This is a genomic window from Streptomyces sp. SM11 (assembly GCF_002910905.1).
Classification (GTDB): Bacteria; Actinomycetota; Actinomycetes; order Streptomycetales; family Streptomycetaceae; genus Streptomyces.
Genome location: NZ_NEUE01000082.1, coordinates 1 through 2,182 on the forward strand (window position 1 = coordinate 1; position 2,182 = coordinate 2,182).

Annotated in this window: 1 protein-coding gene and 1 pseudogene; one reads left to right on the forward strand and one right to left on the reverse strand. The window is 75.3% G+C overall.

Features of this window, described 5'->3' with window-relative positions:
- Positions 1 to 544 (forward strand): annotated as a pseudogene (locus B9S58_RS05225) (hypothetical protein); the annotation flags it as partial.
- A 68-nt stretch (positions 545 to 612) separates the two neighbouring features.
- Here the strand turns inward: B9S58_RS05225 and B9S58_RS05230 are convergent.
- A partial coding sequence (locus B9S58_RS05230) for a bifunctional 3'-5' exonuclease/DNA polymerase (RefSeq protein WP_103530956.1) occupies positions 613 to 2,182 on the reverse strand: 1,570 nt, incomplete at its 5' end.

Consider the following 2,182-nt stretch of genomic DNA (forward strand, 5'->3'; position numbering starts at 1 on the left):
CGAGGTCACGCCCCCGGACGAGCCGACGGCCACCGCCACGGACGCTCCGCGCACCGACAAGCCCTCGCCGGACCCGTCGTCGCCCGCGGCGAAGGACTCCGGGGAGCCGGCGCCCCCGCTGGATTACACGCGGTTGATGCCGACTTTCCTGGGGCTGCTGCCCGAGGGCCTCTCCGTGGGAGAGGAGACGGACACCGGGGGCGAGTTCGCCTCGGTCGTCGTCGACGACGGCGAGGGCCGGTCCCTCGTGCAGATCAATGTGCAGAGCGACATGCGGGGCGCGGCAGGCGATCTGTACGGCGAGGCGACCACCCTGCCCGACGGCACCCTGCTCGCCACCTCGAAGAAGTCCGGTGAGAAGGGCGGGGCGGGAGTCGTCTGGTGGTCGGCCGACACGATGCGCCCCGACGGCCTGCGGGTCGTCGTCTCGGCCTTCAACTCCGGCGAGCAGTCGGCGCCCGCCACCCGCCCGGAGCCCGCGCTCACCATGGACCAGCTCACCGCCCTCGCCACCAGCCCGGAATGGCTGAAGCTCCAGCAATGATCCTCCGCCGGGTCCGCCGGGTCCGCCGGGTCCGCCCGGGTCCGCCGGGGTCCGCCCGGGCCGCCGGGTCATTTGGCGTCCGAATACCGCTCCACCACCGCCGTCGTGAAGGGGAACCGCACCGGCGTCTCCCCGAAGGCGGTCCGCCCGGCCAGCTCGCCCGCCGTGCGGATCGCCTCGACGACGGCCGCGGTCTCCCCGGCCGGGCAGTGCACGATCACCTCGTCGTGCTGGAAGAACACCAACTGCGCCCGCAGCCCCTGCTCGAAGAGCGTCCGGCGCAGCGCGGCCAGGAGCAGCAGCGCCCAGTCGGCCGCGCTGCCCTGCACCACGAAGTTACGGGTGAAGCGCCCCCGGGCCCGCGCCGGACCGCCGTCCGGCGCGGCCCCGGGACCCTCGGGGCCTTCCTGGGGGATGCCCGCCTCCTCGTCCTGGCCCGCCAGGGCGACCGGCGGGCTGGTCCGGCCCAGCCAGGTCCGCACCACCCGCCCCTCCTCGCCCGCCCGCGCCGCGTCGTCGACATAGGCGACGGCGAGCGGGAAGCGGCGGCGCAGGGCGGCCAGGTTCTTCAGGCCGTCGCCGGACGTCTGGCCGTAGACCGCACCGAGCAGCGCCAGTTTGGCGTGCTCGCGGTCACCCTGGAACGCCCGGTCGGACAGGGCCTTGTAGAGGTCGCCGTCGTGACCGGCCACCTCCATCAGGCCCCGGTCGCGGGAGATCGCCGCCAGCACCCGGGGCTCCATCTGGTCGGCGTCCGCGACGACGAGGCGCCACCCCTCGTCGGCGACGACGGCCTGCCGGATCACCTTGGGGATCTGGAGGGCCCCGCCGCCGTTGGTCGTCCAGCGGCCGCTGACCGTGCCGCCCGGCTGGTACTCCGGGCGGAAGCGGCCCTCGCGCACCCAGTCCTGGAGCCAGGACCAGCCGTGCGCGGTCCAGATCCGGTACAGCTTCTTGTACGCGACCAGCGGTTCGACCGCCGGATGGTCCAGCTCCTCCAGCTCCCACCGCCGGGTCGACTTCACCGGGATGCCCGCCTGCGCGAACGCCTTCACTACATCGGCGGGCAGATCGGGGCGGACCCTTCTGCCGAAGGCCGCCGACACCTCGTCCGCCAGCTCGGCGAGTCTGCGGGGCTCGCCGCCGCCCGCGTACCGCTCGCCCAGCAGCCCGTTCAGCACCTCCCGGTGGACGTCGGCGCGCCAGGGCAGCCCGGCCCGGTGCATCTCGGCGGCCACGAGCGTCCCCGCCGACTCCGACGCGGTCAGCAGACGCATCCGGTCCGGGTGCTCCGTCGTGTCGTGGCGGCGCAGCTGGTCCGCGTAGACCCGCAGCAGCCCCTCGAACGGCACCCCGGGGCCCGACGACGGCTCGAAGAGGGAGGACTGCGCGCCCGGTTCGGCGGACCGGGCGGGCGGGTCCGGCGGCACCGGCGCGTTGTCCAGCCGGGCCAGCGCGGCGGCCGCCGACCGGGGCTCGCCGAGCCGCCCGGCGTGCCCGAGCAGCAGCAGCTCGGCGCACTCGACGTCGTAGCACCGCTCGATCCGGACCCCGGCGGCCAGCAGCCTGGGGTAGATCCCGGCGGTCGACCGCCACACCCAGCGCATCACGCCGGGCCGGGAGCGGACCGCCTCGACG